Below are 26,502 nucleotides of genomic sequence, written 5' to 3'. Positions count from 1 at the left end.
ATCGACCCAGGCCACGGCCAGGAGACATGATGAAGCAACAAGACACGGGGGCCGATGCGTTCGCGCCCTTTCAAAAAGCCCTCACGCAGGGCTGGACCCAGGCCATGGAGGCTTTCCAGAAAGCTGCAGGTCCAGGAGGTTCCGCCGCTTTCGACGTCGGCGGCACGCCGCTATGGCAATTGCCACAAATGGCGCAATTCCCGGGCGCAGCCGCCATGCCCGAGCTGCCCAAGTTCTCCATCGATCCCGAGCAGCTGCAGTCCATCCAGCAGCAGTACCTGAGCGACGCCACCGACCTGTGGCGCCGCGGCTTCGGTGCCCGCCCCGAGGGTGACAAGCGCTTTGCCGCCGAGGCCTGGGGCAGCAACCCGATGGCGGCCTTCTCGGCCGCCGTGTACCTGCTCAACGGCCGCACCATGATGCGCATGGCCGAGGCCATCGACGCCGACGACAAGACCAAGGCGCGCCTGCGCTTCGCGGTCGAGCAGTGGATGGCCGCGGCCTCGCCCAGCAACTCGCTCGCCTTCAACGCCGAGGCGCAGAAGAAAGCCATCGACACGCAAGGCGAGAGCATCGCCAAGGGCATCCAGAACCTGCTGCACGACATGAAGCAGGGCCACGTCAGCATGACCGACGAGAGCGCCTTCGAAGTGGGGCGCAACGTGGCCACCACCGAAGGTGCCGTGGTGTTCGAGAACGCGTATTTCCAGCTGCTCGAATACAAGCCGCTCACCGCCAAGGTGTACGAGCGGCCGTTCCTGCTGGTGCCGCCGTGCATCAACAAGTTCTACATCCTCGACCTGCAGCCCGACAACTCGCTCATCCGCTATGCGAACGAGCAGGGCCACCGCGTGTTCGTGGTGAGCTGGCGCAACCCCGACGAGTCACTGGCCCAGGCCACCTGGGACGACTACATCGAGAACGCGGCCATCAAGGCCATCCACACCGTGCAGGAGATCAGCGGAAGCAAGCAGATCAACACGCTGGGCTTCTGCGTGGGCGGCACCATCCTGAGCACCGCGCTGGCCGTGCTGGCGGCGCGCGGCGAGAAGCCGGCCGCGTCGGTCACGTTGCTGACCACCTTCCTCGACTTCAGCGACACCGGCATCCTGGACATCTTCGTGGACGAGTCCATGGTGCAGTACCGCGAGATGCAATTGGGCAAGGGCGGCCTGCTGCCGGGCGGCGACCTGGCCTCGACCTTCAGCTTCCTGCGCCCGAACGACCTGGTGTGGAACTACGTGGTCGGCAACTACCTCAAGGGCGAGACGCCTCCGGCCTTCGACCTGCTGTACTGGAACAGCGACGCCACCAACCTGCCGGGCCCGTTCTACGCCTGGTACCTGCGCAACACGTACCACGAGAACAAGCTGGCCAAGCCCGGCGCGCTCACCGTGTGCGGCGAGAAGGTCGATCTGGGCAAGATCGACATCCCGGCCTACATCTACGGCTCGCGCGAAGACCACATCGTGCCGATCGGCGGGGCCTACACCTCCACGCAGTTGCTCACGGGCAAGAAGCGCTTCGTGATGGGCGCTTCGGGCCACATCGCCGGCGTGATCAATCCGCCCGCCAAGAACAAGCGCAGCCACTGGCTGCGCGAGGACGGCAAGTTTCCCAAGACCCAGCCCGAATGGCTGGCCGGCGCGCAGGAGCAGCCGGGCAGCTGGTGGACCGACTGGGCACAATGGCTCAAGGGCCACGCGGGCAAGCAGATCCCCGCGCCCAAGGGCTACGGCAACGGCAAGGCCTACAAGGCCATCGAACCGGCGCCGGGACGCTACGTGAAGGCCAAGGCCTGAACGGGCGCCAGCTCCCGCAAGATCGCAACCGATTTCAAATCACCTCAACGGAGAGAACCTCATGGAAGACATCGTCATCGTTTCGGCTGCGCGTACGGCGGTCGGCAAATTCGGCGGCTCGCTCGCCGGCATTCCCGCCACCGAGCTGGGCGCCCTCGTGATCAAGGAAGTGATCGCGCGCGCCAACCTCACGGCCGACCAGGTGGGCGAGGCCATCATGGGCCAGGTGCTCGCGGCCGGCGCCGGCCAGAACCCCGCGCGTCAGGCCTGGCTCAAGGGCGGCGGCACCAAGGAAACGCCGGCGCTCACCATCAACGCCGTGTGCGGCTCGGGCCTGAAGGCCGTGATGCTGGCGGCGCAGGCCGTGGCCACGGGTGACTCCGAAATCGTCATTGCCGGCGGCCAGGAAAACATGAGCATGGCGCCGCACGTGCTGCCCAATTCGCGCAACGGCCAGCGCATGGGCGACTGGAAGCTGGTCGACACCATGATCGTCGACGGCCTGTGGGACGTGTACAACCAGTACCACATGGGCATCACGGCCGAGAACGTGGCCAAGAAGTACAACATCGACCGCGCCTCGCAGGACGAACTGGCCCTGGCCAGCCAGACCAAGGCTGCCGCCGCGCAGGACGCCGGCAAGTTCAAGGACGAGATCGTCGGCGTGAGCATTCCGCAGAAGAAGGGCGACCCCATCGTCTTCAACCAGGACGAGTTCATCAACCGCAAGACCAACGCCGAAGTGCTGGCCGGCCTGCGCCCCGCCTTCGACAAGGCCGGCGGCGTGACTGCGGGCAATGCTTCGGGCCTGAACGACGGCGCCGCCGCCGTGATGGTCATGACGGCCAAGAAGGCCGCCGCCCTGGGCCTGAAGCCGCTGGGCCGCATCGCCAGCTACGCCACCGCCGGCCTGGACCCGACCATCATGGGCATGGGCCCCGTGCCGGCGTCGCAGAAGGCGCTGCAGCGCGCCGGCTGGAAGGCCGCCGACCTCGACCTGCTCGAGATCAACGAAGCCTTCGCCGCACAGGCCTGTGCCGTGAACCGCGAAATGGGCTGGGACGTGAACAAGGTGAACGTGAACGGCGGCGCCATCGCCATCGGCCACCCCATCGGCGCGTCGGGTTGCCGCATCCTGGTGACGCTGCTGCACGAAATGCAGCGCCAGAACGCCAAGAAGGGCATCGCCTCGCTGTGCATCGGCGGCGGCATGGGCGTGGCGCTGACGATCGAGCGCTGAGCCTGATCACCGGGTGAACCGGTACGGGGAGGGGAGGCAGGGGCTCGCAAGGGCCGCTGCCTCCCCTCCCTTTTTTGTGCGCGCTGTCGGGGCGCTCGCCTGCTGCTTACTTCGAGCGGTCCGAAGCCGCGAGGTCCCAGGCCAGGCCCGCGAGCCAGCCGATGCCCACCAGCCACGCGCCGGCGTGCACCGTGTCGATGTCGGCCGGGGCCAGCCAATGAACCAGCAGGGCGATCAGCAGCCCGGCGACGGCGCCGATGCAGGACCAGGGGGCGCTGAGGGCTTCGAGCATGGTTTCTCTGCTGCGAATGTCTTTGCCTCGCACGCGTCAATCGAGTGCAGCGCCATCGAGCAAACGCGTGGCGTCGGCCAGATAGGAAAGGAAGAACGCTTCGAGCGTGCTTGCCACCAGGCGCGGCTCTGATCCATCGAAGCGATCTTCCAGCACCGAGCTGGTGCCGTCCGGGTTCGCCTTCAGCCTGTAGCACCAACAGCAGATGAGGTAGTCCGAGAAGAGCACGCCGTGAGAGGAGAGTTCGGAGTTTTCGGCCTTGATTTCCTCGAGTGGCCAAAGGCGCCACAACGCCTTGTCCATCTCGCGCATGCCGCCCAGCGAGGTGTAGAGAGCGATGACGTCTGCTGTTGCAGTCGATCCCAGGCTTTCGAAAGTTTCGAGAATCTGTGCTTTCGGTGCCGGCGGCACAAGCGTCAGGTTCTCTGCTTTCCAGCGGTCGATGAGTTCGCCAACACCTTGCATTTGTGCTCTCCGCATCCGAACGGTTGCTCGTGCCCGACTGTACGGCCGTCGCCCCAGCCATGCCTTGGAGCCGGCAGTTCGCGCCTTGCCGATCAATTTGCGGGCGATGAGAACCTTTGGATTCATTCGAACGCCTGCGACCTTCGCCATCCGCCACCGGTCGTCCGTTTTGTTCACCGCTCAAAAATTGAGCAAAGTGTGGAATCCCCTTGTAAAACAACAACTTGCACTCGTTTTACAAAGCTCCACCCGAGTTACCCCCAAAGTTGCCCACAGAAAGTGGGGATTGCAGCGGACTTCTTCACAACCCGCCGCAAGTCGTTGGTTTCAAAGGGCGGCCTAGCACAGGCAACCCCCTGTTTTTTCGCTTGACTTTCCTGTTTTCGAGCGATTTTCAGGCCCCTCGGCGGCCTGACTTGTGCACTGCAAAAAATTTAAGCAGACTAACTATTCCCTTTATAAAACAATGACTTGCAATCGCTTTACAACGCTGCCCCTGACTTACCCCCAAAGTTGTGCACAGAAAATGGGGAAGACATCGGGTTTCTCACAAGCTGCCTGCAAGTGCCTGTTTTTGGCCGGGAATCGGGCCGTCAGCCGGTTTCGGCCTGCGCGTCGGCGTAGTGCTTGCACAAGGTCTCGACCAGCGCCTGGGCGTACACGGGCAGGGCGGCGCGGTCGCGCACGAGCAGGTAGCGCTCGCGCACGCACCACGGGTCGCTGAGCTCGACCAGTGCGAGCCCCATGCTCTCCTGGTTGCGCCGCGCGGCCGACTCCGGCACCACGCCGATGCCCACGCCGCTGCCGATCATCCGGCACATGGCGTCGAAGCTGCCGAGCTGGATGCGCAGCTTCTGGCGCTTGCCCAGGTGGTCGGTGATCTGCCCCAGGAAGGCCTGCAGCGTGCTGCCCTGCTGCATGCCGATGGCGTCTTCGTCGAGCGTCTCGGCAAACGAGATGCGGCGGCGCCGCGCAAAGCGGTGCTGGCGCGCCGTGACGAGCACCAGCCGGTCGGTGCTGAAGTGGATGGTGTCCAGGCCCAGCGTGTCCATCTGGCCCGCGACGATGCCGATGTCGGCGCGCCCGTCGCGCACGCCGCGCGGGATCTGAGCATTCGGTTTTTCCTGAAGGTCGACGTTGATGCGCGGGTTGGCGGCCAGGAAGCCGGGCAGGATCTCGGGCAGGAAGTCGGTCACCGCCGTGGTGTTGGCGAACACGCGCAGGTGGCCGCGCAGCCCGCCGCCGTACTCGAGCAGGTCGGCGCGCAGCTGGTCGGCCTGGTGCAGCACCAGCCGGGCGTGGTGCAGGAAGGCTTCGCCCGGCGGCAGCAGGCGCACGCCGCGGGCCTCGCGCTGCAGCAGCTGCAGGCCGGCCTGGGTCTCGAGTGCCTTGATGCGCGCGCTGGCCGCGGCCAGCGACAGGTGCTGGCGCTCGGCCGCCCGCGTGAGGTTGCCGAGTTCGGCCGTGGCCACGAACAGGCGCAGGTCGGTGAGGTCGAAGAGCATGAGGCGATGGTAGTCAAGCCTTCGGAATTTCAGAAGCCTGGCTTCCGAAATCGCAGATTGCGCCGACGGGGCGGGCAGAAGACCATGCGGCGATGGAGACACAACACAAGCCAACCACCAGCGGATTGAAAGTCCGTTGCTCTGCCCCGATGAGATTCCGCGCCCGCGCGCTGCTCGCTTTCGGACTCACCGCCACCGCCTTGCTGGCCGCCAACCCGGCCAACGCCCAGACCTACCCCTCGCGCCCCATCACGCTCGTCGTGCCCCAGGCCGCCGGCGGCACCAACGACATCGTCGGGCGCCTCGTGGGCCAGAAGCTCGGCGAGGTGTTGAACAACGCGAGCGTGGTGGTCGACAACCGCCCCGGCGCGGGCGGCAACATCGGCACGCAGCTGGTCGCCAAGGGTCCGAAGGACGGCTACACGCTGCTCATGACGATCAGCAGCAGCCAGGCCATCAACCCCGCGCTCTACAAGAACCCGGGCTTCGACCCCGAGAAAGACTTCAAGCCCGTCGGCCTGATCGGCGCGGTGCCCAACGTGCTGCTGGTGAACCCGTCGTTCCCCGCGAAGAACTTCGCCGAATTCCTGAAGCTGGCGCGCGAGAAGGGCGCCAACTACCAGTACGCCTCGGCCGGCAACGGCACGCTCAACCACCTGCTGGGTGAAATGCTCAACAGCATGGGCGGCATCTCGATGCAGCACGTGCCGTACAAGGGTGTGGCGCCCGCGCTCAACGACGTGCTGGGCGGGCAGTTGCCGATCGTGTTCGCGAGCCTGCCTTCGGCGCTGGCGCACATCAAGGCCGGCAAGCTGCGCGCGCTGGCCGTGAGCGGCGAGAAGCGCTCGCCCGTGCTGCCCGACGTGCCCGCCATCGCCGAGCAGGTGCCGGGCTACAACGGCACGCTGTGGATCGGCCTGTTCGCCCCCGCGGGCGTGCCGGCCGACGTGCTCGCCACCCTGCAGGACGCCACGCGCAAGGCGCTCGCGGCCAAGGACCTGCGCGACAAGCTCGACCAGCAGGGCGTCGAGATCGCTGCGCCCACCTCGCCCGAGCAGTTCTCGGCGCTGCTGCACGCCGACCTCGCCAAGTGGGCGCGCATCGTCAAGGCCTCGGGCGCCGCAGTCGACTGACCGCGCCCTTCATCTTTCTTTCCGCCACTCACGACATGACTTCTCCCCTGATCGACGCCGAAGCCCTCGCGCGCCTGCAGGCCTGGCAGGGCCGCACAGAAACACTGCGCGACGACCTCACCGCCGCGCCCGTGCGCGCGCTGTCCGCCACGCTCGACCGCGACGACCCGCTGCCCGAGGCGGGCACGCGCCTGCCCGCGCTGTGGCACTGGCTCTACTTACTGCCGCACCACCGCCAGTCGGAGATCGGCGAAGACGGCCATGCGAAGCGCGGCGGCTTCCTGCCGCCCGTGCCGCTGCCGCGCCGCATGTGGGCCGGCGGCCGGCTGACGTGGGAGCCGGGCAATCCGCTGCAGGTGGGCGATGCGGTCGAGCGCACGTCGACCATCGCCTCGGTCACGCACAAGGCCGGCCGCACGGGCGAGCTGGTGTTCGTGCTGGTGCGCCATGAAGTGCGCAACGCGCGCGGGCTGGCGCTCACCGAAGAGCACGACATCGTCTACCGCGCCGCCGCCGCACCGGGCGAGGCCGCACCATCGCCCACGCCCGCACCCAAAGATGCCGCCTTCAGCCGCGACCTCGTGCCCGACGACGTGCTGCTGTTCCGCTACTCGGCGCTGACCTTCAACGGCCACCGCATCCACTACGACCGCCGCTACGTGACGCAGGTCGAGGGCTACCCGGGCCTCATCGTGCACGGACCGCTGATCGCGACGCTGCTGGTCGACCTGCTGCGCCGCAACGCGCCGGCCGATGCGCAGCTTGCGCGCTTCGAGTTCCGCGCCGTGCGACCGACCTTCGACATCGCGCCGTTCCGCGTGCACGGCAAGCCCGCCGAAGGCAGCACCGACGGCAAGACCTTCAGCCTGTGGGGCGAAGACGCCGACGGCTGGCTCACGATGCAGGCCACGGCCGTGCTCGCCTGACGCAAGGAAAGAAAGAAGAAGCACATGACAAGACCCCTGGACGGCATCACCGTCATCTCGCTCGAACACGCCATCGCGGCGCCGTTCTGCACCCGCCAGCTCGCCGACCTCGGCGCGCGCGTCATCAAGGTCGAGCGCCCCGGCGGCGGCGACTTTGCGCGCGCCTACGACGAGCGCGTGAACGGCGAGGCCTCGCACTTCGTGTGGGTCAACCGCTCGAAGGAAAGCCTCACGCTCGACCTGAAGCAGCCTGCCGCGCTCGCCGTGCTGCAGGAGCTGGTGGCCGGCGCCGACGTGCTGGTGCAGAACCTCGCGCCCGGCGCCGCCGCGCGCATGGGCCTGGGCGCGCAGGTGCTGCAGGAGAAGCACCCCGCGCTCATCGTCTGCGACATCTCGGGCTACGGCGAAGACGGACCGTACCGCGACAAGAAGGCCTACGACCTGCTCATTCAGAGCGAGGCCGGCTTTCTCTCGGTGACGGGCACGCCCGACGACCCGTGCAAGTCGGGCAACTCCATCGCCGACATCGCGGCGGGCATGTACGCCTACACCGGCATCCTCGCGGCGCTGATGCAGCGCGGCAAGACGGGCAAGGGCTCGCACATCGACGTGTCGATGCTCGAATCGCTCGCCGAGTGGATGGGCTACCCGATGTACTACGCCTACGACGGCGCGCCGCCGCCGCCGCGCAGCGCCGCCTCGCACGCCACCATCTATCCCTACGGCCCGTTCCCCGCCGGCGACGGCGGCACCGTGATGCTGGGCCTGCAGAACGAGCGCGAGTGGCGCGCCTTCTGCGACAAGGTGCTGCTGCGCCCCGAGCTCGCGAGCGACCCGCGTTTCGACAGCAACGCGCGGCGCAACGAACACCGCGAGGCGCTGCGCACGCTCATCGTCGACACCTTCGGCGCGCTCAGCGCGGCGCAGGTGCTCGAACGGCTCGACACCGCGCAGATCGCCAATGCGCGCATGAACGACATGGCCGGGCTGTGGGCGCACCCGCAGCTGCAGGCGCGCGAGCGCTGGCGCCAGGTGGGTTCGCCGGCCGGCGACATCCCGGCGCTGCTGCCGGCCGGTCGCCAGAGCGCGTTCGACTACCGCATGGACCCGGTGCCTGCGGTCGGCCAGCACACCGACGCCATCCTGCGCAGCCTGGGCCGTGGCGACGACGCGATTGCGGCGCTGCGCGCAGCCGGCGCGGTATGAGCGAGCCCGCGAACGCCGCGCTCGCCCTGGCGCGCGCCTTTCTCTTCGTGCCGGCCGACCGGCCCGAGCGCCATGCGCGGGCATTGGCCACGGGCGCGGGCGGCGTGATCATCGACCTCGAAGACGCCGTGGCCCCCGCGCGCAAGGCCGAGTCGCGCGATGCGCTCGGCGCCTCGCTGGCGGCGCTGCCCGCCGAAGGGCGAGAGCGACTTCTGGTGCGCGTGAACGCCAGCGGCACGCCGTGGCATGACGACGACTGCGCGCGCGCGGCAGGCTGGATCGCCGAGGGCCTCATCGCCGGCATCGTGCTGCCCAAGGCCGAGCACGCCGACGAACTGCATCGGCTGGCCGCCAGGGCCGGACCGAAGGCCGTGCTGGTGCCGCTCATCGAATCGGCCGCGGGGCTCGCTGCGCTCGATGCCATCGCGGGGGCGCCGCAGGTGCTGCGGCTGGCCTTCGGCCACCTCGATTTCCAGGCCGACCTCGGCATGGCCTGCGATGCCGACGAGGCCGAGCTGGTGCCCGTGCGCCTCGCGCTCGTGCTGGCCTCGCGCCGCGCCGGGCTGGCCACGCCCATCGACGGCGTGTCGCCCGACTGGCGCGACGCGCAGCGGCTCGCCGCCGACACCGCGCGCGCCCGGCGCGGCGGCTTCGGCGCCAAGCTGTGCATCCATCCCGAGCAGGTCGCACCCGTGCAGGCCGCGCTCGGGCCCACGGCCGACGAGGTGGCCTGGGCGCACCGCGTCACCGAGGCGGTGCGCGCGGCCGGCGGCGGCGTCGTGAGCCTCGACGGCCGCATGGTCGACGGGCCCGTGGTGCGGCTGGCCGAGCGCTGGCTGGCGCTGGCCGCATCTCACGGCCCGGGCGATTCATCCGTGACGCACTGATCTACAGACAAACCAAAAGGAGACAAAGAAGTGAACGCAACGAAGACCTGGAAACTGAAAGCCCTCATCGCGGCCTCGGCGGGCGCCTGCCTGTTCGCCGCCGCATCGCCCGCCGCCGCGCAGGCCGCGTGGCCCGACAAGCCCATCGTGATGGTCGTGCCGTACTCGGCCGGCGGCCCCACCGACGTGGTGGCGCGCATGCTCGCGGTGCCCATGGGCAAGTCGCTGGGGCAGACCGTGGTGGTCGAAAACACCGTGGGCGCGGGCGGCACCATCGCGCCGACCCGCGTGGCCAAGGCCGCGCCCAACGGCTACACCATCCTCATCCACCACATGGGCATGGCCACCGCGCCCGCGCTGTACAAGAAGCTCAACTACGACCCGCTGAAAGACTTCGAGTACGTCGGCCAGGTCATGGACGTGCCGATGACCCTGCTGTCGCGCAAGGACTTTCCGGCCAACAACTTCAAGGAGCTGCTGGCCTACGTGAAGACGAACAAGGACAAGGTCTCGCTCGCCAACGCCGGCATCGGCGCGGTGTCGCAGCTGTGCGGCATGCTCTTCGCGCACCAGATCGGCGTGCAGCTCACGACCGTGCCCTACAAGGGCGCAGGCCCGGCGCTCAACGACCTCATGGGCGGGCAGGTCGACCTGCTGTGCGACCAGACCACGCAGACCGCGCCCGTCATCAAGGACGGCCAGCGCGTGAAGGTGTTCGGCGTGACCACGCCCAAGCGCCTGTCGAGCATGCCCGACATCCCCACGCTCGACGAGCAGGGCCTCAAAGGCTTCGACGTGAAGGTGTGGCACGGCGTGTATGCGCCCAAGGGCACGCCGCCGGCCGTGATCGAGAAGCTCAACGTGGCCCTGCGCGCCGCGCTGCAGGACGACAACGTGAAGAAGCGCTTCGCTGAACTGAGCACCGAGGCCGTGCCGATGGAGAAGGTCACGCCCGAGGCGCTGCGCAGCCACCTCGCGGCGGAGATCGAGAAGTGGGGGAAGGTGATCCGGGCGGCGGGGGTGCAGGCGGATTGAGAACGGCGCGGCCCCTCGGGCTCTCGCTCAGTGGGGGCGCTCCATGAAATACCGTTCCGGTGTTGAAACGGTCACCTGAAAGCCGAGCCGCTCATAGAAAAGGCGTGCGGGATTCGACGCCAGCACCCGAAGCCGGACCGGCACCTGCTCTCGCGAGGCCAAGCTGACGATGTGCGCCACGACCGCGCTTCCGATGCCCTGGTTCTGGCACGAGGGGACGATGTACATCTCCTCGATCTGGACGTGCGTGTCGTGCTGCTCGAACGCGACGGCACCCACGCGCGTGCCGTCGAGGTCCAGTGCGAAGAAGGCGCCGGCGTGCGCCTGCTCGGCAAGGTGGGCCCGGACGCCCACCGCGTTCCAGCTGCCCCATACCTGCTCGACGTAGCCGCGCATCGTGGCCTCACAGAGCTCGAACAGGAAATCTGCATCCTCGATGCCCACACGCCGAAAGATCGGCGTGACCTTGCTCATGCCTGCAAGGTCTCGTCGAACAACTTCAGCAACAGCCGCGCGAACACATCCATGTTCCATGGCCGGTCGGTCGCGCCGGTCTCGATCGTGCGGCTGACCACGAGGCCGTCCGCGCCGGTCACCGCGATGCAGACATGCCCCGGCGCATCGCCGTACGGGCTGCCCGACGGTCCCGCCGCGCCGCTCTCGCAGATGCCCCACTTCGAACGATGGGCGTCGCGGATGCGGCCCGAGATGAAGCGCGCGTAGGGCTCGGTCTCGCCGCGCATGTCGCCCATGTCCTCGGGCGTGAGGCCGAGCAGGGCCTTGCCGGCGCGCCGCGAGTAGATGACCGCGCCGCCCAGGAAGTAGGCCGAGGCGCCCGGCAGGGCGAGCAGGGCGGCCGAGACCAGGCCGCCGGCCGACGATTCGGCCACCGCCACCGTCTGGCGCCGCTCGCGCAGCGTCGCCCCCACGCGGGCGGCGAGCACGGAAAGCGGTTCGAGGTCGGTGAGGTCGGGCGTGGGCATGGAGGTCGAAAGAAGTAAGAAAGAAGAAATGACCGACCGTTCGATCGATCAAGGGAACGCGTGAACAGATGAACGAACGGTCAGGCGATGCCCGCGCGCGAGCCCGGCCGCCGCACATACGACGGCGCGCGCTCATGGCTCGAGGTGTGGCCGTACACCGTGTCGGCCGGGTAGTACTCGGCCTGCAGCTGCACCTTGGCCGCGGCTTCCTCGCCCGCCACATGGGCGATGAAGGCCAGCATCAGGTCGGTGCCCGCCGAGACGCCGGCCGAAGTCCAGACGTGGCCGTCCTGCACGAAGCGCTGCTCGACCACCTTCACGTCGCCGAGTGCGCGCAGGCGGTCGAGCGATCCCCAGTGCGTGGTCGCGGTGCGGCCCGAGAGCAGGCCGGCCGCATGCAGCACGAAGGCGCCGGTGCACACCGACAGCAGCGCCTTGCAGCCGGGCGCCTGCGCGGCCAGGAACTGCACCATGGCGGGGTTGTCGACCTCGCGCCGCGTGCCCATGCCGCCGGGCACGAGCACGAAATCGAGCGGCGGGCAGTCGGCAAACGAGACATGCGGGTTGATCGACAGCCCCTTGGCGCAGACGACCGGGCCGTGCGTTTGCGCCACCACGAGGCAGTTCGCGGGGCCCCCGGCCAGCTTGCTCCACATGGTGAGCATTTCCCAGGGACCGACGAAATCGAGCTCCTCGACCTCGGGGAAGACGACGATTGCGAAATTCATGCGTGCGAACTCCTGGTGGGGTGCCGGCAGGGGCCGTGTCACGGGCGCGAAGCCGCAAGCATATAGAGTGCCGCCGAGGTGATGTCCGTGACAGCTGGTTGCAAGCTTGGCTCAGTGTTCTCCCTCAGAGTTGTGTGGCCTGAAAATGGCTAGAGTGAAGGCGGCCGTTCAGGCTTTTTGCTAGCTTCAATCAAGGAAATCTCATGAGCAAGAAAGTTGCATATGTCACCGGAGGCATGGGTGGCATCGGAACAGCCATCTGCCAGCGTCTGTACAAGGACGGGTTCACCGTGGTCGCAGGTTGCGGCCCCACGCGGGACTACGCCAAGTGGCTGGCCGAACAGAAAGCCGAAGGCTTCGAGTTCCACGCGTCGGTCGGCAATGTCGGCGACTGGCAATCCACCGTCGAGGCCTTCTCCGCCGCCAAGGCGGCCCACGGGGCGATTGACGTGCTCGTCAACAACGCCGGCATCACGCGGGACCGCATGTTCCTCAAGATGACCCCCGAGGACTGGAGCGCGGTGATCGAAACCAACCTCAACAGCATGTTCAACGTCACCAAGCAGGTGGTGGGCGACATGGTCGAAAAGGGCTGGGGCCGCATCATCAACATCAGCTCGGTCAACGGCGCCAAGGGCCAGGCCGGCCAGACCAACTACTCGGCGGCCAAGGCCGGCATGCACGGCTTCACGATGGCGCTGGCGCAGGAGCTGGCCAACAAGGGCGTCACCGTGAACACGGTGAGCCCGGGCTACATCGGCACCGACATGGTCAAGGCCATCCGCCAGGAAGTGCTCGACAAGATCGTGGCCACGATCCCGGTCAAGCGCCTGGGCGAGCCGAGCGAAATCGCTTCCATCATCGCGTGGCTCGCCACCGACGAAGGCGGCTACAGCACCGGGGCCGACTTCTCGGTCAACGGCGGCCTCCACATGCACTGAGCATGCGCGCCACGCCCTGAAAACAAAAACCCGCTTCGGCGGGTTTTTTCATTTGGGCCGGCGCCACGGACACAGAACGCACGACATCACCCATCGAAAGCAACCGCGACACGAACCCTTTTCTTTTCGTTTCCCTTCATCCTTTCAGGAGGCAGTCATGGCACATACAACAAGCACAGTACCCAGGAAGCTCCCCCTCTACCGTTCCCTCTACGTGCAGGTGATCACCGCGGTGATCATCGGCGTGCTCCTGGGGTACTTCTATCCCTCGCTCGGGGAATCGATGAAACCGCTGGGCGACGGCTTCATCAAGCTCATCAAGATGATCATCGCGCCGATCATCTTCTGCACGGTGGTGGTCGGTATCGCCGGCATGGAAGACATGAAGAAGGTCGGCAAGACCGGCGGGCTGGCGCTCCTGTACTTCGAGATCGTGAGCAGCATCGCGCTGGTGGTCGGCCTCGTGCTGGTGAACGTGCTCAAGCCCGGCGCGGGCATGAACATCGATGCGTCCACGCTCGACACCAAGGCCATCGCGGCCTACACCGGCCCCGGCAAGATGACCGGCACGGTCGACTTCCTGCTCAACGTGATTCCCAGCACGATCGTCGATGCCTTCGCCAAGGGCGAGATCCTGCAGGTGCTGCTGATCGCGGTGCTGTTCGGCTTTGCGCTGCACCGCTTCGGCGGGCGCGGCACGCTGGTGTTCGACGTGATCGAGAAGGGCTCGCACGTGCTGTTCGTGATCGTCAACTACATCATGAAGCTCGCGCCCATCGGCGCCTTCGGTGCGATGGCCTTCACCATCGGCAAGTACGGCCTGGGCAGCCTGCTGTCGCTGGGCAAGCTCATGGGCACCTTCTACCTGACCTGCCTGCTGTTCATCTTCGTGGTGCTGGGGCTCATTGCGCGCTTTCACGGCTTCAGCATCTGGAAGTTCATCAAGTACATCAAGGAAGAGCTGCTGATCGTGCTGGGCACCTCGTCCAGCGAATCGGTGCTGCCGCGCATGATGGAGAAGATGGAGAACCTGGGCGCCCACAAGACCTGCGTGGGGCTGGTGATTCCCACGGGCTACTCGTTCAACCTGGACGGCACCTCGATCTACCTGACGATGGCGGCGGTGTTCATTGCGCAGGCCACCAACACGCCCATGACGCTCACGCAGGAGATCACGCTGCTGGCCGTGCTGCTGCTCACGTCGAAGGGCGCGGCGGGCGTCACGGGCAGCGGCTTCATCGTGCTGGCGGCCACGCTGTCGGCGGTGGGGCATGTGCCGGTGGCGGGGCTGGCGCTCATCCTGGGCATCGACCGCTTCATGTCGGAAGCCCGCGCGCTCACCAACCTGATCGGCAACGGCGTGGCCACCATCGTGGTCGCCAAGTGGACGAATGAACTCGACGAAGAGCGGCTGCAGGCCGGGCTCAACAACGAGAGCTGGGTCGAGTCGCAGGAGCCCGAGGAACTGGTGAACGCGCGCGAATCGAAGATGGCACCGTAGCCGGATCAGGGCGCCGGCCCGCGCGTTTGGGTGCGGTGAGGCGCGTTTCGGTGCGTTTCGGTGCGCGTCAGTGCACCAGGGCCACCGCGAGCAGCGGCTGCGCCCTGGCGTCGAGCTCGCGTTCGTACAGCGGGGCGGCCTTGGCGTAGGTGCCCTGGGCGCGATGGGCCGCGGCCAGGTTCTGCCGGCTGTGCAGCACGGCGTGTGCATCGGGGCGCCGCTGCTTCTCGTGGATCGCCAGGGCGCGTTCGTACAGCGCAATGGCCTGGTCGAAGGCCTCGCGGCGATAGTGCAGGCCGGCCAGCGCGCTCAGCGTGAACGCCACCATCGGGCTGTCGGGTCCGGCGGTCTTTTCCTGGATGGCGAGCGCAGCCGTGTACGACTGCGCGGCCCGGGTCAGCTGCCCCTGCCGCTGGTGGACATGGGCCAGCAGCACGAGGCTGAGGGCCGTGTCGGCGGACTCGGGCCCGCCCGTGCGTTGCGCCGTCTGCAGCACTTGCTGCGCCAGCTCGAGCGTGCCGACGTCGTAGCAGTTGGCGTTGATGCGTTGCACGAGTTCCTGGCGCAGCGCGCGCCATTCGGGGTTGCCGTCCTGCGCGTACAGCGCGCCGAACTGCGAGGCCGCCAGGACGACGCCGGCGGCAAGCCATGCCTTCGCGAATTTCATGGGGCCGAATCTAGTGGCCCGGCCCGAAAAACGAATACCTCGTTCATGGGAGTCCGCGCCCGCGGGGCAGGGCCCCGGGGCGCGGACGGCGCTGGCGCCCCGCCTCAGGCGAGATCGAAGCGGTCCAGGTTCATCACCTTGGTCCAGGCGGCCACGAAGTCGTCGATGAACTTCTGCTGGCTGTCGGAAGCGCCGTAGACCTCGGCGATGGCGCGCAGCTGCGCGTTGGAGCCGAACACCAGGTCGACGCGTGTGCCGGTCCACTTGAGGGTGCCGGTCTTGCGGTCGCGGCCTTCGTATTCCTCCTTGGTGTCCGACACCGCCTTCCACTCCGTGCCCATGTCGAGCAGGTTCACGAAGTAGTCGTTGCTCAGCGTGCCGGGCGTCTTCGTGAAGACGCCGTGGCGCGTCTGGCCGACGTTGGTGTCGAGCACGCGCAGGCCGCCGACCAGCACCGTCATCTCGGGCACCGTGAGCGTGAGCAGCTGGGCCTTGTCGATCAGCAGTGCTTCGCCGGGCACGCTGTAGCGGCCCTTCAGGTAGTTGCGGAAGCCGTCGGCCGCGGGCTCCAGCGGCTCGAACGAGGGCACGTCGGTCTGTTCCTGCGAGGCGTCGGCGCGGCCCGGCGAGAAGGGCACTTTCACTTCACGGCCGCCATTGCGCGCGGCCTGTTCCACGCCCGCACCGCCGGCCAGCACGATCAGGTCGGCCAGCGAGATCTTCTTGCCGCCGGTCTGCGCTGCATTGAACTCGCTCTGGATGCCTTCGAGCACCTTCAGCACCTGGGCCAGCTGCGCAGGCTGGTTGACGGCCCAGTCCTTCTGCGGTGCCAGCCGCACGCGGGCGCCGTTGGCACCGCCGCGCATGTCGGAGCCGCGGAAGGTGGAGGCAGAGGCCCACGCCGTCGACACCAGCTGCGCGGGCGTGAGGCCCGAGGCCAGCACCTTCTTCGTCAGCGCCGCGACGTCGTTGGCGTCGACCAGCGGGTGGTCGACGGCCGGGATCGGGTCTTGCCAGATGAGCTCCTCGGCCGGCACCTCGGGCCCGAGGTAGCGGGCGCGCGGGCCCATGTCGCGGTGCGTGAGCTTGAACCAGGCGCGCGCGAAGGCGTCGGCGAGCTGGTCGGGGTTGGCCAGGAAGCGGCGCGAGATCTTTTCGTAGGCCGGGTCCAGGCGCAGCGACAGGTCGGTCGTGAGCATGGTCGGCGCGTGGCGCTTGGAGGCGTCGTGCGCGTCGGGGATGGTGCCGGCACCGGCGCCGCCCTTGGCCACCCACTGGTGCGCGCCGGCGGGGCTCTTGGTCAGCTCCCATTCGTAGCCGAAGAGGTTCTCGAAGAAGTTGTTGCTCCACTTCGTGGGCGTGGTGGTCCACGTCACTTCGAGGCCGCTGGTGATGGTGTCGCCGCCCTTGCCGGTGCCGAAGCTGTTCTTCCAGCCGAAGCCCTGGTCTTCGAGGCCGGCGGCTTCGGGTTCCTTGCCGACGTTCGAGGCCGGCCCCGCGCCGTGCGTCTTGCCGAAGGTGTGGCCGCCGGCGATGAGCGCCACGGTTTCCTCGTCGTTCATGGCCATGCGGGCGAAGGTGTCGCGGATGTCATGCGCCGCGGCGATCGGGTCGGGGTTGCCGTCCGGGCCCTCGGGGTTCACGTAGATCAGGCCCATCTGCACGGCGCCCAGCGGGTTCTCGAGGTTGCGCGTGTGCGGCACCTTGCTGTCGTCGTCCTTCACGAGCACGCCGCGGTCTTTCTCGACGCCGGGCGAGCCCTGTGCGTAGCGCACGTCACCGCCCAGCCAGGTCTTCTCGCGGCCCCAGTACACGTCCTGGTCGGGCTCCCACACGTCGGGGCGGCCGCCGCCGAAGCCGAAGGTCTTGAAGCCCATGGTCTCGAGCGCGACGTTGCCGGTGAGGATCAGCAGGTCGGCCCAGGAAATCTTCTGGCCGTACTTCTGCTTGATCGGCCACAGCAGGCGGCGCGCCTTGTCCAGGCTCACGTTGTCGGGCCAGCTGTTGAGCGGCGCAAAGCGCTGCTGCCCGCGGCCGGCACCGCCGCGGCCGTCGCCGATGCGGTAGGTGCCGGCGCTGTGCCAGGCCATGCGGATGAAGAGCGGGCCGTAGTGGCCGAAGTCGGCGGGCCACCAGTCCTGCGAGTCGGTCATCAGTGCGGCGAGGTCTTTCTTCACCGCGGCGAGGTCCAGGCTCTGGAAGGCCTTGGCGTAGTCGAAACCGGCGCCCAGGGGATCGGATTTGGAGGAGTGCTGGTGCAGCAGGTCCAGGCGCAGCTGCTCGGGCCACCAGTCGCGGTTCGTGGTGCCGGCGCCGGTGGCCTGGCTGAACGGGCACTTCGCTTCGGTTTTCTCGTTGCTCATGGGGAGGCTCCTGTTGTTGGGGGGACGGGGGGACCGCTCAAATTCTGGATGAGAAAGGTGTCGATGCGAATAGAAGTGCTTTATGCCTACGATAGTTCGCGTCGCTTCCGTAGGGGTGTAGACGCAGGCCCGTAGAAGCCTGCGGGCTTCAAAGGTTGGGGGCCGTTCCTGCAAAATGGACCGATGCCCCACAGCGTCTCCCTCATCAATACGATTGCCGCCGGCCTGGGGTTGGCGCTGGTGTTCGGCTTTCTCGCGGCGCGGCTGCGATTACCGGCGCTGGTGGGGTACCTCCTGGCGGGCGTGATCATCGGCCCGTTCACGCCCGGCTTCGTGGCCGACGCGGGCATTGCCGCGCAGCTGGCCGAGATCGGTGTGATGCTGCTGATGTTCGGCGTGGGCCTGCATTTTTCGCTGGCCGACCTGCTCGCGGTGCGCAAGATCGCGCTGCCCGGCGCCATCGCGCAGATCGCGGTCGCCACGCTGCTCGGCGGCGGGCTGGCCATGTGGTGGGGCTGGAGCTGGGGCACGGCGCTGGTGTTCGGGCTGGCGCTGTCGGTGGCGAGCACGGTGGTGCTGCTGCGCGCGCTCGAGAGCCTGGGCATCCTCGATTCCTTCACCGGCCGCATCGCGGTGGGCTGGCTGGTGGTCGAAGACCTCGCGATGGTGCTGGTGCTCGTGCTGCTGCCGCCGCTGGCGGGCGCGCTGGGCAGCACCAAGGTCGACACCAGCGGCGACCCCGTCTGGCAGACGCTGGGCCTCACGCTGCTGCAGGTCGGCGGCTTCGTCGTGCTGATGCTGGTGGTGGGGCGGCGCGTGTTCCCGTGGATTCTGTGGCAGGTCACGCGCACCGGTTCGCGCGAGCTGTTCACGCTGTGCGTGGTGGCGGCGGCCGTGAGCATCGCCTTTGCCTCGGCGGCGCTGTTCGGCGTGTCGTTCGCGCTGGGCGCCTTCTTCGCCGGCATGGTGATGCGCGAGTCGCAGTTCAGCCACCGCGCGGCGCAGGAGTCGCTGCCGCTGCGCGATGCCTTTGCCGTGCTGTTCTTCGTGTCGGTCGGCATGCTGTTCGACCCCTCGGTGCTGGTGGAGCGCCCGCTGCAGGTGCTGGCCGTGGTGCTGGTGATCGTGCTGGGCAAGTCGCTCGCGGCCTGCGCGCTGGTGCTGGTGTTCCGCTACCCGCTGGCCACCGCGCTCACCGTGAGCGCGAGCCTGGCGCAGATCGGCGAGTTCTCGTTCATCCTGGCCGGGCTGGGCGTGTCGCTCGGCCTGCTGCCGGTGGAAGGGCAGAGCCTGGTGCTGGCGGGCGCGCTGATCTCCATCGCCACCAACCCGCTGTGGTTCAGCCTCATCGCGCCGCTGCAGAAATGGCTGCACGCGCATTCGAAGTTCGCACGCGAACTCGACGCGCGCAGCGACCCGCTGGCCGAACTGCCCATGACCACCGAGGCCAAGTACCTGTCGCGCCAGGTGGTGCTGGTCGGCTACGGCCGGGTGGGCCGGCGCATCGCCGCCGAGCTCGAGACGAACGACATCCCCTACGTGGTGGCCGAGCAGAACCGCGAGCTGGTCGAGAAGCTGCGCGAGGCCGGCATTCCCGCCGTGTGGGGCGACGCGGCCGACCCGGCGGTGCTGATCCAGGCGCACGTGGCGCGCGCCCGCGTGCTCGTGGTGGCCACGCCCGACGCCATGAACGTGCGCCAGATGATCGAAACCGCGCGCACGCTGAACCCCACCATCCAGACCGTGGTGCGCAGCCACAACGAGCAGGAAGCCCGCCTGCTGGCCGCCGAAACCGACGCGAAGGTGTTCCTGGGCGAACAGGAACTCGCCCAGGCCATGGCCCGCGATGTGGTGCAGCGCGCCGCCGCGATGGCGGTGCCAGCTTGACGATTCAAAGGTCCTCGATCACCAGCGTGCGATAGCGCTCGGCGATCGAGTAGGGCACGGTACGCACCAGTTCCATCACGCGCTCGGCGATGGCGCCGTCCTTGGTGCGGATCAGCAGGCCCGTGTGGCCTTCGTGGGCCAGCTGGATGAAGGCGCGCACCGTGTCGCCGTCGGTGCCGGCGGAGGGCAGGGGGCTGTGCGAGGCATGCACGGTCGGCGCGATTTCCGCCAGGACGGTTTCGGCCGGTATCAGGTAGACCTCGTCGCCGCTCACGATGCCTTTCGCGATCAGCCCGTGGCCGATGCGGCTGGCATCTTCGACGCTCGGAAACATCACCAGGGAGTAACCGGTCGGGTAGAACGCGCCACCGAAGGCGGCGCGCATGTTGGGTTCAAGCGTGAAATGTTTCATGCTGACTCCTTGTTCTGATGCAACTCCCCACCCCTAACATTAGGCCGCGCGGCGTCCATGCACTGTAGGAGAAGCCCTAGTACTGACAACCGCGCCGGCCCCTTGCCCGTACAAAGGCGAGTTCATTCCCTGTTTCATTTCTCTGATCGTCATGCCTTCGCCGAGAGACATCGCACTCACCGTCCACGAACTGGAAGAAGGGGAGTTCTATTGGGTGCTGATGGAGGCCGTCGACGGCTCGCCCGGCGACTCCACCCATGTGTACGTGCCGCTCGAAGCCGCCCACGAGCCCTACGCCACGTATTCGAATGCACTGGTGGCCGGCGTGGCGGTGCTGCGGCGGCTGTTCGGGCCCGACGGCAAGCCCGTCTGACGGGGCCCGCGGGGGCGCCGCCGCAGGGCGCTCCCTATAATCCCGGCGGTTGGAAACATTGGTTCACACCGGTGTCGTCCAACACCCCACGGTTCGAAGGTGCCCTGCACGACCAGTCACAGGATTGGCGGCGGGGTTAAACGGGAAGCAGGTGCGAGGCGTCGTTTTTTCGAACGACCCTTCCATTCCTGCGCTGCCCCCGCAACGGTCAGCGGACATCGACACCCTCAGGCCCCGGCGATCTTTCGCCCGGGCAGCCACTGCGCTTCGGCGTGGGAAGGCGAGGGCTTCGGCGCCGAGGTGCATGCATTGCACCCCGACGCACTCCGCGAGCCCGGATACCGGCCTTCGCAACCGCCTTCGGATGCTGCGGGAGTGCGTGTCCGGGCCTGCCGCTTTTCCCTCGCGCGAAACGGCACCGCCCCTCGTCTCTTCTCCCTCGGCGTCCGCGATCGGTCAGGAGCCTGCGGGGACGCGGGCCGGAGGAGAAGTCGGATGAATCGCATTGCATCGCCGCCGCGCGATCGCTCGGGCCCGCCCCTGCAACGGGCGCGCCTTTCGGGTCTTTCAGGTCTTTCACTGGGGCTCGGCCTCGCTTGCGGGCCAGTTCTCGCCCAGTCGGGCGACACGGCCGGTCGCCCCAGCCTCACCCCCGTGCAGGTCGAAGCCAGCCGCCACACGCCGCTGGCCCTGGACGAGCCCACGCAGACCGGCAGCCGTCTGGGCCTCACGCCGCTCGAAACGCCGGCCAGCATCGAGGTGCTCACCGGCGACACGATCCGCGCGCGCGGCGACGTGTCGGTGGTCGAGGCCGCGAGCCGCGCCACCGGCATCACGGGCTCGCCCGCGCCGGGCAACGGCGGCTCGTCGCTGTCGGCGCGCGGCTTCAACGGCCACGGCTCGGTGATGCAGCTGTACGACGGCACGCGCCTGTACGTGGGCGCGGGCACCGTCACCTTCCCGTTCGACACCTGGTCGACCGACCGCATCGAGGTGCTGCGCGGCGCCGCTTCGGTGATGTTCGGCGAAGGCGCCATCGGCGGCGCAATCAACGTGGTGCCCAAGAAGCCCACGCGCGGCCCGATTCGCAACGAGGCGCTCGTGAGCGTCGGCTCCGACGCCACGCGCCAGGTCGCCTTCGGCAGCGGCGGGGCGATCAACGACATGCTCTCGTACCGCTTCGACATCAGCCACCGGAAAACCGACGGCTTCATGCGGCGCGGCGAGGCCGAGAGCCTGGCTGTGGGCGGCGCGGTGCGGCTGGACGTGTCGCCGCGGCTGCAGTTCACGCTCTCGCACGACGAGGGCCGCCAGACGCCGCAGCGCTATTTCGGCGTGCCGCTCATCAACGGCCGCCTGAGCAGCCTGAACCGCGAACAGAACTACAACCTCGACGACGCCGAGGTCAAGTACCGCGACCGCTGGACCCGCCTCGATGCGCAGTGGACGCCCAACGACGCCGTCACCGTGCGCAACCAGCTCTATCGCCTGGACAGCAAGCGCCACTGGCGCGACAGCGAAACCTACACCTACAGCGCCACCACGAACCGCGTGACGCGCGGCGACTACCTGGAGATCGGCCACGACCAGGAACAGATCGGCAACCGCACCGACGCCACCTTCAAGCACGCGCTGTTCGGCCTGAAGAACCAGGTGCTGGTGGGCTTCGATGTGAACCGCATCGACTTCCTGAACTCGAGCGACACGCCCTACGGCGGGCGCTCGGTGGTCGATGCCTTCGTGTTCAACCCCGGCTACTACGCTTCGCCCACGCCCTACCTGCCGCGCTACAAGACCAAGACCAGCACCTACGCCTTCTTCGCCGAAGACAAGCTGGCCTTCAACGAACACTGGTCGGTGGTCGGCAGCCTGCGCTGGGACCACGCGAAGATCGTGCGCACCGACCCGCAGAACCGCGCCCCGCGCCTGGACAAGACCTTCGAGTACGCCACCGGCCGCCTCGGCGTGGTCTACGCGCCCGACGCCGCGCAGTCGTTCTATGCGCAGGTGGCGCGCGCGGCCGATCCGCTCACGGGGCTCATCAGCACCTCGGCCACGCAGGTGCCGTTCGAGCTCAGCGTCGGCAAGCAGGTCGAGGTCGGCTACAAGCGCCAGCTGGCCGAGGGCCGCGGCGCCTGGAGCGTGGCCGCCTACCGCATCGAGAAGACCAAGCTGCTGTCGCGCGACGCGAACGATCCGACCGTCGTGCAGCAGATCGGCAAGCAGTCGTCCGAAGGCATCGAGGCCACGCTCGACCTGGCGCTCACTTCCACGCTGCGTCTCGAAGCCAACGCCGCGCGGCTGCGCGCGCGCTACGACGACTTCAACGAGGCGGTCGGCAAGTCGCTGGTCTCGCGTGCGGGCAACACACCGGCCGGCGTGCCCGAGGTGGCGGCCAACCTGTGGCTGCACTGGCGCTTCCTGCCGCAGTGGGAGGCCGAGCTGGGCGTGCGCCACGTCGGCGCGCGGCAGGTCGATGCGGCTAACACGCGGCGGATCGGCTCCTACACCGTGGCCGATGCGGGCGTGAGCTGGCAGGCGAACCCGTCGCTCAAGCTCGCGCTGCGTGCCTACAACCTGGCCGACCGCAGGTACCCGGTCTCGTTCTCGAACGGCGGTAACCAGTGGCTGCTGGGCCGTCCGCGCTCGTTCGAGCTGTCGGCGTTCGTGACTTTCTGAGCATGGCCGCATGAGCACCGCATGGCAACGCACATGGCCCCCGCTGCGGCGGGCGCTGTACTGGACGCACCGATGGCTGGGCATCGGCGGCTGCCTGCTGTTCGTCATGTGGTTTGTCTCGGGTGTGGTCATGATGTACGTGGGGTACCCGAACCTCACGGACGAAGAGCGGCTCGCGGGGCTCGCCCCGGTGCGCTTCGAACAGGCGGTGGTCACGCCGTCTGCCGCGCTCGAGGCGCTGCCGCCCGCGGTGCGCACGCAGCCGCCCCGGCGCATGGCGCTGGAGATGCAGGCCGGCACCGACGCGCAGCCCGTGTGGCGCATCGTCGATGCGCGCGGCGGGCGGCATGCCGTGTCCGCGCGCGACGCCCGTGTGCTCGGATCGGTCGATGCGGCGCAGGCCGAGGCCATCGCCCGCGACTTCTCCGCACAGCCTGGCGCACGCTGGGCCGAGACGTTGGAGCGCGACCAGTGGACCGTGCCGCAGGGCCTGAACCCGCTGCGCCCGCTGCACCGCATCGAAGTCGGCGACGCGGCGGGCACCGAGCTGTACGTGTCCTCGCGCACCGGCGAGGTGGTGCGCGACACCACGCGCGCCGAGCGCTTCTGGAACTGGCTGGGCGCCGTGCCGCACTGGATCTACTTCACGCCGCTGCGCGCCGACCCGCCGCTGTGGCACGACGTGGTCGTGTGGCTGTCGGCCGCCTGCATCGTCTCGGCCGTGACGGGCATCGTCATCGGCATCCTGCGCATCCGGCTGCGGCGGCGCTTTCGCAGCGGCGCTGTCACGCCGTACACCGGATGGATGGCCTGGCATCACATCGCGGGGCTCATCGGCGGCTTCTTCGTGCTGACCTGGATCGTGAGCGGCTGGCTGTCGATGAATCCCAATGGCTGGTTCCAGCGCGCACCCGCCGATGCGGCCGCGATGGCGCGCTACACGGGCACCGGCGCCTCGCCGTTCCCCTGGCCGCCGGCCGTGGCGCCGGCAGGCGAGGGCGCCGGCGCACCGCGTGAGGCGCTGCTGATGGGGTTCGATGGCAAGCCGCTGCTGCAACTGCGCGATGCGCAGGCCCGCGTGCGTGTGATCGATGCCGCCACCGGTGCCCCGGCCGTTATCGCCCGCGAGGACATCGTGCGCGCCGCCGCCCGCCTGCGCCCCGGCGCAACGATCACGCAGGCCACGCTGCAGACGCAGGAAGACTTCCACTGGTACGGCCACCACCGCACGCGCGTGCTGCCCGTGTGGCGGCTCGAGTTCGACGACGCCGCGCGCAGCTGGCTCTACATCGACCCGACGAGCGGCCAGGTGGCCGGCAGCAACGACCGCAACGCGCGGCTGCGCCGCTGGCTCTTCAACGCCGCGCACAGCCTCGACTTTCCCTGGCTCATCCAGTACCGGCCCGTCTGGGACCTGGTGGTGTGGTTCCTGTCGGTCATCGGCGTCGTCGCTTCGGCGAGCGGCGTGGTGATCGGCTGGCGACGGCTGCGGCGCAAGCCACAGCCTTCGCCTGTTCAGCGGGGGCTGCAAGGCTCCCGGGTTTCATGACGGGGACTTGCGCAAGCCAGTCCATCCCCCAACAATCAACTTTCGCACTTCGGTGCATTTCAGGAGGTGCGCGATGCACATCGAACCCGGACTCGTCGACGGATCCAAGATCTTCCTCAGCTATGCCACGGGGGCGGCTGCACTGGCTTACACAGGCAAGGTCGCCTTCGACACCTTGCTGAAGGACGGCCCCGTGGGCCTGTTGCTGCGCTCCGCCTTCACGATCATGCTCGTGTTCTGCTTCTTCGAGGTGTTCCCGCACCATCCCGTGGGCGTGTCCGAGGTGCACCTGATTCTGGGCACCACGCTGATGCTGCTCTTCGGGCTTGCGCCCGCGGCCATCGGTCTGGCGGGCGGGTTGCTCATCCAGAGCCTGTTCTTCGCACCGCCCGACCTGCCGCAGTACGGCATGAACGTCACGACCTTGCTCGTGCCGCTGTTCGCGACCGCCGCGCTGGCACGCCGCATCATTCCCGCGAACATGGCCTATGTGGACATCAGCTACCAGCAGGCCTTCAAGCTGTCGGTGGCCTACCAGGGCGGCATCGTGGTGTGGGTGGGCTTCTGGGCCCTCTACGGCCGTGGCACGGGCCTGGAGAACCTCAGCCAGATCGCCAGCTTCGGCGCGGCCTACATGACGGTCGTGCTGGTCGAGCCGCTGGTCGACCTGGGCGTGCTGGCCGCGGCCAAGGCCTGGCGCCGCCTGCAGGGCACGGCCCTGGTCGAGCGCCGCCTGTACAGCGCCGTCTGATTCGCGCCGGCAGCCCCTCCTGAAGAGGGCGTGCCGTTCGCCGGCGCGTGCGCCACGCACGCGCCGCGCGCCCGATTCCCCGTGCGCCATCGCGCCTGAAAGCATTCACTCCATGACACAAAGCAACGCCAAGATCCCCGTCACCATCGTCACGGGCTTCCTCGGCAGCGGCAAGACCACGCTGCTGCGCCACATCCTCGGCAATGCCGAGGGCCGCCGCATCGCGGTGGTGGTCAACGAGTTCGGCGAACTCGGCATCGACGGCGACATCCTGCGCGGTTGCGGCATCGGCTGCGACGATGAAGGCAACGAGCGTGAAGGTGCGCTGTACGAACTCGCCAACGGCTGTGTCTGCTGCACCGTGCAGGAAGAGTTCCTGCCCGTGATGCTGCAGCTGGCCGAGCGGCGCGACCAGATCGACGCCGTGCTCATCGAGACCTCGGGCCTGGCGCTGCCCAAGCCGCTGGTGCAGGCCTTCCAGTGGCCCGACATCGCGAACATCTTCACCGTCGATTCGGTGGTCACCGTGGTCGACGGCCCCGCCGCCGCGGCGGGCCAGTTCGCCGCGAACCCCGCGCAGGTCGACGTGCAGCGCCGCGCCGACCCCAACCTGGACCACGAATCGCCGCTGCACGAGCTGTTCGAAGACCAGCTCTCGGCCGCCGACCTCGTGGTGCTCAACAAGACCGACCTCATGGACGCCGCCGCGCGCGCGCAGGTCGAGGCGTTGGTGCGCGAAGAACTGCCGCCCGAGGTGAAGATCGTCGGCGCCACCGAAGGCAAGTTGCCGCTCGCGCTGCTGCTGGGCCAGGGCCGCGCCGCCGAAAGCACCATCCACCTGCGCGAGAGCCACCACGACCACGAGGAAGACCACGACCACGACGAGTTCGATTCGCTCGTGATCGAGCTGCCGCCCGTGGACCGCGACGGTCTCATCGCCGTGCTGGCCGCACTGGTCGAGCAGCACACCATCTACCGCGTGAAGGGCTTCGTCGCCGTGCCGCACAAGCCGATGCGCCTGCTGGTGCAGGGCGTGGGCCGTCGCTTCGACCACCACTTCGACCGCCGCTGGCGCGACGGCGAGGCGCAGCGCACGCGGCTCGTGTTCATCGGCGAAGACCTGGACGAAGGCGCGCTGCGCAAGGCACTGGAAGGCGTGGCGGCCGTTCCCGCCTGA

Annotated in this window: 24 protein-coding genes and 1 riboswitch; of the genes, 15 read left to right on the top strand and 9 right to left on the bottom strand. The window is 68.2% G+C overall.

The features are described 5' to 3' along the window. Positions 1–29 precede the first annotated feature (29 nt). Complete coding sequence (gene phaC / locus AC3WQR_RS00385; RefSeq protein WP_492740866.1) at positions 30–1,802, top strand: class I poly(R)-hydroxyalkanoic acid synthase; 1,773 nt, start codon at positions 30–32, stop codon at positions 1,800–1,802. A gap of 61 nt (positions 1,803–1,863) precedes the next feature. Then, positions 1,864–3,042, top strand: coding sequence for an acetyl-CoA C-acetyltransferase (locus tag AC3WQR_RS00380; RefSeq protein WP_062480264.1), 1,179 nt, complete (start codon positions 1,864–1,866; stop codon positions 3,040–3,042). A gap of 106 nt (positions 3,043–3,148) precedes the next feature. Here AC3WQR_RS00380 and AC3WQR_RS00375 read toward each other — a convergent pair whose 3' ends face one another. The 3 genes from AC3WQR_RS00375 to AC3WQR_RS00365 form a co-directional block, all read right to left on the bottom strand. After that, complete coding sequence (locus AC3WQR_RS00375) at positions 3,149–3,334, bottom strand: hypothetical protein (RefSeq protein WP_492740865.1); 186 nt, start codon at positions 3,332–3,334, stop codon at positions 3,149–3,151. A gap of 36 nt (positions 3,335–3,370) precedes the next feature. Then, the gene (locus AC3WQR_RS00370) at positions 3,371–3,925 is read right to left on the bottom strand and encodes an SMI1/KNR4 family protein (protein ID WP_492740864.1); all 555 of its coding nucleotides are present in this window, start codon (positions 3,923–3,925) and stop codon (positions 3,371–3,373) included. Between the two features lie 467 nt (positions 3,926–4,392). Continuing rightward, positions 4,393–5,304 (bottom strand): LysR family transcriptional regulator, encoded by a 912-nt coding sequence (locus AC3WQR_RS00365; protein ID WP_095745803.1) that lies wholly within the window; start codon positions 5,302–5,304, stop codon positions 4,393–4,395. A 149-nt stretch (positions 5,305–5,453) separates the two neighbouring features. Between AC3WQR_RS00365 and AC3WQR_RS00360 the strand changes: the two genes are divergently transcribed. From AC3WQR_RS00360 to AC3WQR_RS00340, 5 genes are read left to right on the top strand one after another with little or no spacing between them, the layout of a single operon-like run. Further along, a complete protein-coding gene (locus AC3WQR_RS00360; protein ID WP_492740863.1) occupies positions 5,454–6,437 on the top strand; it encodes a tripartite tricarboxylate transporter substrate binding protein in 984 nt (327 codons plus the stop codon). Positions 6,438–6,472: 35 nt separating this feature from the next. Beyond that, positions 6,473–7,363 (top strand): HTD2 family dehydratase, encoded by an 891-nt coding sequence (locus tag AC3WQR_RS00355; RefSeq protein WP_492740862.1) that lies wholly within the window; start codon positions 6,473–6,475, stop codon positions 7,361–7,363. 24 nt (positions 7,364–7,387) lie between these two features. Then, positions 7,388–8,569 carry a CaiB/BaiF CoA transferase family protein gene (locus tag AC3WQR_RS00350; protein WP_070061123.1) on the top strand — a complete coding sequence of 394 codons (1,182 nt, stop codon included), beginning with the start codon at positions 7,388–7,390 and terminating at the stop codon, positions 8,567–8,569. Further along, on the top strand, positions 8,566–9,456 hold the full coding sequence (locus AC3WQR_RS00345) for an HpcH/HpaI aldolase/citrate lyase family protein (protein ID WP_492740861.1): 891 nt from the start codon (positions 8,566–8,568) through the stop codon (positions 9,454–9,456). The genes AC3WQR_RS00350 and AC3WQR_RS00345 overlap by 4 nt, the downstream gene beginning before the upstream one ends. Before the next feature lie 30 nt (positions 9,457–9,486). After that, positions 9,487–10,491, top strand: a complete 1,005-nt coding sequence (locus AC3WQR_RS00340; protein WP_492740860.1) for a tripartite tricarboxylate transporter substrate binding protein BugD — start codon at positions 9,487–9,489, stop codon at positions 10,489–10,491. Positions 10,492–10,518: 27 nt separating this feature from the next. Here AC3WQR_RS00340 and AC3WQR_RS00335 read toward each other — a convergent pair whose 3' ends face one another. From AC3WQR_RS00335 to AC3WQR_RS00325, 3 genes are all read right to left on the bottom strand, one after another. Beyond that, complete coding sequence (locus AC3WQR_RS00335) at positions 10,519–10,965, bottom strand: GNAT family N-acetyltransferase (protein WP_492740859.1); 447 nt, start codon at positions 10,963–10,965, stop codon at positions 10,519–10,521. Continuing rightward, positions 10,962–11,474 carry a CinA family protein gene (locus AC3WQR_RS00330; RefSeq protein WP_492740858.1) on the bottom strand — a complete coding sequence of 171 codons (513 nt, stop codon included), beginning with the start codon at positions 11,472–11,474 and terminating at the stop codon, positions 10,962–10,964. Before AC3WQR_RS00330 ends, AC3WQR_RS00335 begins: the two co-directional genes overlap by 4 nt. 80 nt (positions 11,475–11,554) lie before the next feature. Next, the gene (locus AC3WQR_RS00325) at positions 11,555–12,202 is read right to left on the bottom strand and encodes a DJ-1/PfpI family protein (RefSeq protein ID WP_492740857.1); all 648 of its coding nucleotides are present in this window, start codon (positions 12,200–12,202) and stop codon (positions 11,555–11,557) included. A 203-nt stretch (positions 12,203–12,405) separates the two neighbouring features. Here AC3WQR_RS00325 and phbB point away from each other — a divergent pair, with 203 nt between their 5' ends. Continuing rightward, positions 12,406–13,143 carry an acetoacetyl-CoA reductase gene (gene phbB, locus AC3WQR_RS00320; protein WP_062480872.1) on the top strand — a complete coding sequence of 246 codons (738 nt, stop codon included), beginning with the start codon at positions 12,406–12,408 and terminating at the stop codon, positions 13,141–13,143. A gap of 157 nt (positions 13,144–13,300) precedes the next feature. Then, complete coding sequence (locus tag AC3WQR_RS00315; protein ID WP_492740856.1) at positions 13,301–14,644, top strand: dicarboxylate/amino acid:cation symporter; 1,344 nt, start codon at positions 13,301–13,303, stop codon at positions 14,642–14,644. Between the two features lie 67 nt (positions 14,645–14,711). Here AC3WQR_RS00315 and AC3WQR_RS00310 read toward each other — a convergent pair whose 3' ends face one another. Both AC3WQR_RS00310 and katG read right to left on the bottom strand, forming a co-directional pair. Then, positions 14,712–15,311, bottom strand: coding sequence for a tetratricopeptide repeat protein (locus tag AC3WQR_RS00310; protein WP_492740855.1), 600 nt, complete (start codon positions 15,309–15,311; stop codon positions 14,712–14,714). 104 nt (positions 15,312–15,415) lie between these two features. Beyond that, positions 15,416–17,674, bottom strand: coding sequence for a catalase/peroxidase HPI (katG, locus tag AC3WQR_RS00305; protein WP_492740854.1), 2,259 nt, complete (start codon positions 17,672–17,674; stop codon positions 15,416–15,418). A 183-nt stretch (positions 17,675–17,857) separates the two neighbouring features. Between katG and AC3WQR_RS00300 the strand changes: the two genes are divergently transcribed. Then, entirely contained in the window at positions 17,858–19,561 is a 1,704-nt protein-coding gene (locus AC3WQR_RS00300; RefSeq protein WP_062480880.1) for a cation:proton antiporter domain-containing protein, read from the top strand. Between the two features lie 4 nt (positions 19,562–19,565). Here AC3WQR_RS00300 and AC3WQR_RS00295 read toward each other — a convergent pair whose 3' ends face one another. Continuing rightward, a complete protein-coding gene (locus AC3WQR_RS00295; protein WP_070061115.1) occupies positions 19,566–19,973 on the bottom strand; it encodes a hypothetical protein in 408 nt (135 codons plus the stop codon). A 151-nt stretch (positions 19,974–20,124) separates the two neighbouring features. Between AC3WQR_RS00295 and AC3WQR_RS00290 the strand changes: the two genes are divergently transcribed. The 5 genes from AC3WQR_RS00290 (at position 20,125) to cobW (ending at position 26,502) form a co-directional block, all read left to right on the top strand. After that, entirely contained in the window at positions 20,125–20,346 is a 222-nt protein-coding gene (locus AC3WQR_RS00290; RefSeq protein ID WP_062480886.1) for a hypothetical protein, read from the top strand. Positions 20,347–20,427: 81 nt separating this feature from the next. Beyond that, positions 20,428–20,710, top strand: a riboswitch (cobalamin riboswitch). A 290-nt stretch (positions 20,711–21,000) separates the two neighbouring features. Further along, complete coding sequence (locus AC3WQR_RS00285) at positions 21,001–23,025, top strand: TonB-dependent receptor (RefSeq protein WP_492740853.1); 2,025 nt, start codon at positions 21,001–21,003, stop codon at positions 23,023–23,025. A gap of 10 nt (positions 23,026–23,035) precedes the next feature. Further along, the gene (locus AC3WQR_RS00280) at positions 23,036–24,574 is read left to right on the top strand and encodes a PepSY domain-containing protein (RefSeq protein WP_492740852.1); all 1,539 of its coding nucleotides are present in this window, start codon (positions 23,036–23,038) and stop codon (positions 24,572–24,574) included. A 73-nt stretch (positions 24,575–24,647) separates the two neighbouring features. After that, positions 24,648–25,325 carry an energy-coupling factor ABC transporter permease gene (locus AC3WQR_RS00275; RefSeq protein ID WP_390343232.1) on the top strand — a complete coding sequence of 226 codons (678 nt, stop codon included), beginning with the start codon at positions 24,648–24,650 and terminating at the stop codon, positions 25,323–25,325. A 112-nt stretch (positions 25,326–25,437) separates the two neighbouring features. Continuing rightward, entirely contained in the window at positions 25,438–26,502 is a 1,065-nt protein-coding gene (cobW, locus tag AC3WQR_RS00270; RefSeq protein WP_390343234.1) for a cobalamin biosynthesis protein CobW, read from the top strand.

It is taken from the genome of Variovorax sp. FW305-3-2-15-B-LB1 (assembly GCF_058787635.1).
The sequence above is the reverse complement of the archived record's forward strand: the minus strand, read 5'-3'. Positions and strand labels throughout refer to the sequence as shown.

Bases quoted from the DNA above. Each gene is read 5' to 3' on its own strand.
- AC3WQR_RS00380 (WP_062480264.1), top strand. From the start codon at position 1,864: ATGGAAGACATCGTCATCGTTTCGGCTGCGCGTACGGCGGTCGGCAAA.
- AC3WQR_RS00360 (WP_492740863.1), top strand. From the start codon at position 5,454: ATGAGATTCCGCGCCCGCGCGCTGCTCGCTTTCGGACTCACCGCCACC.
- AC3WQR_RS00370 (WP_492740864.1), bottom strand. From the start codon at position 3,925: ATGAATCCAAAGGTTCTCATCGCCCGCAAATTGATCGGCAAGGCGCGA.
- AC3WQR_RS00295 (WP_070061115.1), bottom strand. From the start codon at position 19,973: ATGAAACATTTCACGCTTGAACCCAACATGCGCGCCGCCTTCGGTGGC.
- AC3WQR_RS00280 (WP_492740852.1), top strand. From the start codon at position 23,036: ATGAGCACCGCATGGCAACGCACATGGCCCCCGCTGCGGCGGGCGCTG.
- cobW (WP_390343234.1), top strand. From the start codon at position 25,438: ATGACACAAAGCAACGCCAAGATCCCCGTCACCATCGTCACGGGCTTC.
- AC3WQR_RS00335 (WP_492740859.1), bottom strand. From the start codon at position 10,965: ATGAGCAAGGTCACGCCGATCTTTCGGCGTGTGGGCATCGAGGATGCA.
- AC3WQR_RS00330 (WP_492740858.1), bottom strand. From the start codon at position 11,474: ATGCCCACGCCCGACCTCACCGACCTCGAACCGCTTTCCGTGCTCGCC.
- AC3WQR_RS00345 (WP_492740861.1), top strand. From the start codon at position 8,566: ATGAGCGAGCCCGCGAACGCCGCGCTCGCCCTGGCGCGCGCCTTTCTC.
- AC3WQR_RS00375 (WP_492740865.1), bottom strand. From the start codon at position 3,334: ATGCTCGAAGCCCTCAGCGCCCCCTGGTCCTGCATCGGCGCCGTCGCC.
- AC3WQR_RS00355 (WP_492740862.1), top strand. From the start codon at position 6,473: ATGACTTCTCCCCTGATCGACGCCGAAGCCCTCGCGCGCCTGCAGGCC.
- katG (WP_492740854.1), bottom strand. From the start codon at position 17,674: ATGAGCAACGAGAAAACCGAAGCGAAGTGCCCGTTCAGCCAGGCCACC.
- phaC (WP_492740866.1), top strand. From the start codon at position 30: ATGAAGCAACAAGACACGGGGGCCGATGCGTTCGCGCCCTTTCAAAAA.
- AC3WQR_RS00365 (WP_095745803.1), bottom strand. From the start codon at position 5,304: ATGCTCTTCGACCTCACCGACCTGCGCCTGTTCGTGGCCACGGCCGAA.
- AC3WQR_RS00315 (WP_492740856.1), top strand. From the start codon at position 13,301: ATGGCACATACAACAAGCACAGTACCCAGGAAGCTCCCCCTCTACCGT.
- phbB (WP_062480872.1), top strand. From the start codon at position 12,406: ATGAGCAAGAAAGTTGCATATGTCACCGGAGGCATGGGTGGCATCGGA.
- AC3WQR_RS00275 (WP_390343232.1), top strand. From the start codon at position 24,648: ATGCACATCGAACCCGGACTCGTCGACGGATCCAAGATCTTCCTCAGC.
- AC3WQR_RS00350 (WP_070061123.1), top strand. From the start codon at position 7,388: ATGACAAGACCCCTGGACGGCATCACCGTCATCTCGCTCGAACACGCC.
- AC3WQR_RS00310 (WP_492740855.1), bottom strand. From the start codon at position 15,311: ATGAAATTCGCGAAGGCATGGCTTGCCGCCGGCGTCGTCCTGGCGGCC.
- AC3WQR_RS00325 (WP_492740857.1), bottom strand. From the start codon at position 12,202: ATGAATTTCGCAATCGTCGTCTTCCCCGAGGTCGAGGAGCTCGATTTC.
- AC3WQR_RS00290 (WP_062480886.1), top strand. From the start codon at position 20,125: ATGCCTTCGCCGAGAGACATCGCACTCACCGTCCACGAACTGGAAGAA.
- AC3WQR_RS00300 (WP_062480880.1), top strand. From the start codon at position 17,858: ATGCCCCACAGCGTCTCCCTCATCAATACGATTGCCGCCGGCCTGGGG.